The sequence below is a fragment of the Okeania sp. SIO2B9 genome, assembly GCF_010672505.1.
Taxonomy (GTDB): Bacteria; Cyanobacteriota; Cyanobacteriia; order Cyanobacteriales; family Microcoleaceae; genus Okeania; species Okeania hirsuta.
This window is the reverse complement of sequence record NZ_JAAHGK010000500.1, coordinates 1-5,025: the sequence shown is the minus strand read 5'-3', so window position 1 is coordinate 5,025 and position 5,025 is coordinate 1. Positions and strand designations below refer to the sequence as shown.

General features: G+C 36.1%; 2 protein-coding genes. Both read left to right on the top strand.

What is annotated here, in order from left to right; genetic code table 11:
• The first annotated feature begins 66 nt into the window (after positions 1 to 66).
• On the top strand, positions 67 to 1,101 hold the full coding sequence (locus tag F6K13_RS17770) for a cyanophycinase (RefSeq protein WP_124145282.1): 1,035 nt from the start codon (positions 67 to 69) through the stop codon (positions 1,099 to 1,101).
• A 1,190-nt stretch (positions 1,102 to 2,291) separates the two neighbouring features.
• On the top strand, positions 2,292 to 4,298 hold the full coding sequence (locus tag F6K13_RS17765; protein WP_124145283.1) for an ATP-binding protein: 2,007 nt from the start codon (positions 2,292 to 2,294) through the stop codon (positions 4,296 to 4,298).
• Positions 4,299 to 5,025: the final 727 nt, after the last annotated feature.

Genomic DNA, 5,025 nt, shown 5'->3' with positions numbered 1-5,025 from the left:
TCTGAATGCTGAATGCTGAATGCTTGCATTGCTATACAATACTATGTCAGACAATTATCTAAATCTATGAAGTTTATTTCTTTATCTTATTTGTTTTTGTTGCTAACTTCCCTATCCAGAAAATTACTCAAAGTCATAGTAATGTTCTGCTTAATAATTACCATTGCATTGATTTTTCCTACCCAAGCAAAAAGCGACAGTTATTTAGAAAATTCTATTAATCTAAGTTTAATGTACAGTGGCCCAGTTTATAACTTTGGTGGTGGTGGCCTTGATATAGACTCTGCAATTCAGTGGATGATTAATCAAGTCCGAGGATGCAATTCTTGTCGCGAGAAAGTAGATGTGATTGTCATTCGTGACTCAGGTAGCGATGCCTATAATCGACCAATTCTAGCTATGGATGGGGTAGACTCAGTGGAAACTCTGATAATTTCTGATCGAAGAGATGCTCAAAAACATAATATAGTAGACGCAATTGAGAATGCCGAAGTAATTTTTTTTGCAGGTGGCGACCAGTGTCAATACCTACGGAATTATCGAAATACGGAAGTTGATAAAGCTGTTAATTCTGTTATTGCAAAAGGTGGGGCAGTTGGCGGAACCAGTGCTGGTGCAATGATTCAAAGTAATTTTGTTTTTAATGCTTGTTCTGAGACAGTCACCAGTAAAACTGCACTAAATGACCCTTATGAAGATATTTCTCTTGACGAAGGTTTGTTTTACAGACAAAAATTTCAGGGAACTGTTATTGATACTCACTTCTATGAGCGCGATCGCATGGGTCGGTTAATGACATTTGTTGCTCGTTTGCTCAGAGATGGAATATCTGATACTGCTTTAGGTATTGGTATTGATGAAGATACTTCGTTAATTGTGGATAAAAGTGGTTTAGCTGAAGTAGTTGGAAATGGGTTTGTTTATTTTGTCTTGGGAGACCATTTACCAGAGGAATGTAACCCTCAAATTCCATTAACTTTTAGTGGGTTCAAAATCTGGAAAAAAGGAAATGGTGAAACTTTTGATTTGAATCATAGACCATCAATTGCTGATTATCAAGTTAGTGTCGAGAATGGAGAACTTGATTCTAGTCCTTATTAGAAGAGGGAGTAGGGAGTAGGCAGTAGGGAGTAGGGAGGAACAATTGATAATTTCTGGAAAAGAGATGGGGAGATGGGAAGTATTTTTCAACCTTTTTCCCTTATACCTTCCCTCTACCTCCTGACTCCTGACTCCTGACTCCTGGCAAAAAAACTGAATCGCCGACAAAAATATGATCGAGGGTTCTATATGTATTCTGTGGCGAAATACTGTTCTTGGGTTGAATAAAAAGTCATGCTTAGGGGCAAGTGAAACCCAATAATAAAATACTACCACGATTTTTTTGGGGATGCAAGGGGAAATACCTTGTCGTTTTTTTTGGAGCTTCACAGGATGATAATTGGATTGAAAAGTTAATATAGCGTTGGCGGAGCCTAGCGGTAGCTACATCGCTTCTACATGAGTAAATATATGGATGTGTTGATGAGGTGAAAATTTTTCGGTGTCACTACTTCTTTTTGGAGTGCTGCACAGGATGATAACTTTTCTAGTGCTTTGATGGTGTGAGTATCCCTTCTATATGTATTCAGTGACGAAATGCTGTTTTTGGGTTGAATAAAAAGTCATGTGTATGGGCGAGTAAACCCCAATAATAAAATACTATCACGATTTTTTTGGGGATGCAAGGGGGAAATACCTTGCCGTTTTTTGGAGCTTCACAGGATGATGATTTAATTTGGTTGTGAATATAGCGCCATTCGGAGCAACTGCGGTAGCTACATCGCTTCTACATGAGTAAATATATGGCGTTGCATAGAGTGCGGGATGAATTTTAGGCTCTCAAACACAGGAAGTTTAACGAAGTCAGAAGTCAGTAGGGGCGAATAGCCATTCCCCCGTACAGAAGTCAGAAGTTAACCCACCCCTCGCCCCTCCCCCTCCCAGGAGGGGAAGTAGGATTTGAGCTTCGCTGCAAAAACAAAAATATTTCCCCTTAAAAGGCGGGGTTATGGGACCCAATTATTTTGATAAAAAACAAAAAATGGGATTTACCTTCTGCCAAAAATTTCATCCCCTAATTCAGCAACGCCTAAAATTCAGGCAACTCAAAATTTTCCGTTCTTAATTCATTCTTTGATTGTCAAATTATCAGAACTGACGCATTATGTTTAGCCCAAAAAATTTCTTTTAGGTATCAATATTATAAGGTATAGTAATCTATATTATTAAAACTTTGCTTATAAGTACCTATGATCGATTTACATCTTCAAGTCCAACTACAAAAAAGAAAAAATCCATTTGGAAGTAGTCGAGTCGATCATCCTTTTCAGACACATAGCGATGCGGATAATGTTTTTAGTAAAGAATTTCACAGAATACAATCTACTCTCAAAGATATTAAACAAGATATTAATCATCAAAGCAAAGGGGTTGTTGTTGTAGGGGAACCAGGGTTTGGCAAAACTCACCTGATGATGCGACTGGCAAATAGCAGATTAAAAACTAATCGACTCTTATTTATCCGTCAACCGAATAATCCTGATGCTATTATTTATCATATTTATAGTCGTATACTTGAATCGCTCATTAGATGTATACCAAAAATTAACTATACTCAACTAGAATATTTGATTGCTAATAGTTGTGCCAAAATTTTTCAAGAAATTATTATAGAAAATCCAGATTTGTACCCAAAAAAAGAAAGTAAAAAAGACCAGACAATTATAGAATTAGTCAAAAATGGAAATCTGGAATTACTCTCTTTTTTATCATCAGATACTCAAGCTAAACGAGAGTTTTGGGAACATATAGAAAATCGGTCTTATATGTGGTGGAGTACAAATTATTCAACGGCAGGATATGCACCAGAAATATTCAAAGGAATTATCAAGTTTTGTGGATATAGAGCTATAGATTATCGTCGCATAATTCGAGAATGGTTGGCAATGAATGATGTACCTCAAAAATTATTAGATAAAGTTAAAATAGCATCTTGGAATAAAAGCATCAATCGAGAAGAAGTATCTTTAGAAGCGTTAAAAGTATTAGGTTATTTATCACTTTTAGACGAACCTTTAATTATTGTCTTTGACCAGTTAGAAGGTTTAGGTAGGGAATATAATCAGAATCTTTTGCACAGTTTTGGAGAAGCAATTAAAGAAATTTTTACTCATATTCCTAATAGCTTGATTATCCTAAATTTATTCCCAGACCGATGGGAGCAGTTTAAACAAGAATTTGATGATTCTATTGTCGATAGAATTTCTCAGTGTCAAGTATTCTTAAATAAGCCATCTGAAGAACAGCTAATAACAATTCTTAATGAAAAATCTAAGTCTATTAATATGACGATTGAACAACTTTTCACGCCACACGAAATTCAGAAGATATTAAGTAAAAATTCTATACGCTCAATTATTAATTCTGCTGCAGATTTCTATAATTATAAAATTCATAATATTCCCCTGCCCGATTATCTGAAAGTTGAGACAAATAGTCAAATAGCACTACAGAATAATTCCAATTTACAAAATTTGGTCTCAGATATTAAACAAATTAAAGAAGTTGTTCTGAAGATAGCTGAAAAACTGAATATTGAATCGAATCTAGAAACAAAAATTGAGCAAAATAGTGAAACATATATTCATCAGGAGACTCAAACTGATACAAATAAAATTATCGGAGATTACCTGAATCAAAAATATCAGCAAATAGAAGAAGAATATAGTGAGTCTCAAGTTATTACAAGTAGTGATGACCGGGGAAAATTGGAGAAAATTTTTGAATCGTTGAAAATAATTCAACCATCTCTCAAGTTAGATTTTCTGACCTTTGATAGACCTAAAAAAATTCCAGACCACCTGGTTATTCAAACAGAAACTCAAGGTTATGCTATAGGTTTTTTATATGATGGAGGTAACGCCTTTTTTTCTCGGATGACTAACTGGAATGAATTAGTAGCCAAAAATTCTCACCTCAAGTTTTATCTATATCGAGATGCTAGAGGGTATCAAGTTAGTGGTGAAAAAAGTATCGCAGAATTAGATAAATTTAAAAATACAGATAATGGCGAATATATTGTTTTGATCAAAGATGAACGTATTACTTTTGAACTTCTCTATCAAATAATTGTGGATATTCAAAATCAAGATTTGGAAGCTAAGTTGGATGAAGCATTATTAATTCTTTTAAAAAGATACTCACATCACTCGTTATTAAAAATAGCCATAGAAGCGATCGGAACTTTTGAAGTCTAGCTTGATTAAAGAAGATTTTAGATCCCCTGAACAAAGTAGAGTTTTAAATCCAATTTCTGAGGTCTTTAGGTATTAGGTAAACTTTTTTTCATATACCACCTATGATATCAAATCCGGTAGCATTGTTGTAATTAGATTCATAGTGTGGGAACCCACCCCTAATATAGAATCCGGTTGAATAGTCGTCATTGCGACGATAGGAAGCAATCTCAGGGGTGCGTGGAGATTGCTTCCTTCCACTCCGTTCCAGTCGCAATGACTTGGATATAGTAATTATCCGGATTTTATATAATACCAAATTATAGCGGTTTTCATTAACATAGAATACAGCTATTAGGTCTGTAATTATTAAACTTCAAACATACTTATATTTTGTTTGTAGTCTACCTTTGTGAAAACCGCTATAATAAATATTTGCTACAAATAGCTAGGATATTTCTGAGGAGTCAACCCACCCGCGTGCCCAACCAACCCCCGCCCCTCCCAGGAGGGTAACTCAGGAGGACTGAGTCACACGGGAATAGCTTCAATACCATTTTTCAGGTCGCAAATCATTCTTTTGTCTTGGTGCGCTACCAGGTGCGACTAGCGTCGTCGCGTGGTCGCACCGCTCTCTTGGTCGATGGTCGGTCAGCTCCGAGACCCGAAGAGTGCAGACCCGCTCCGAAGTACGCCATCCCACCCTACGGGAAGCTCCGAAGATCGACCACTTTGTCAAAGGACATAT

Excerpts from the sequence above, each read along its gene's own strand:
- F6K13_RS17765 (WP_124145283.1), top strand. The coding sequence starts at position 2,292 with ATGATCGATTTACATCTTCAAGTCCAACTACAAAAAAGAAAAAATCCA.
- F6K13_RS17770 (WP_124145282.1), top strand. The coding sequence starts at position 67 with ATGAAGTTTATTTCTTTATCTTATTTGTTTTTGTTGCTAACTTCCCTA.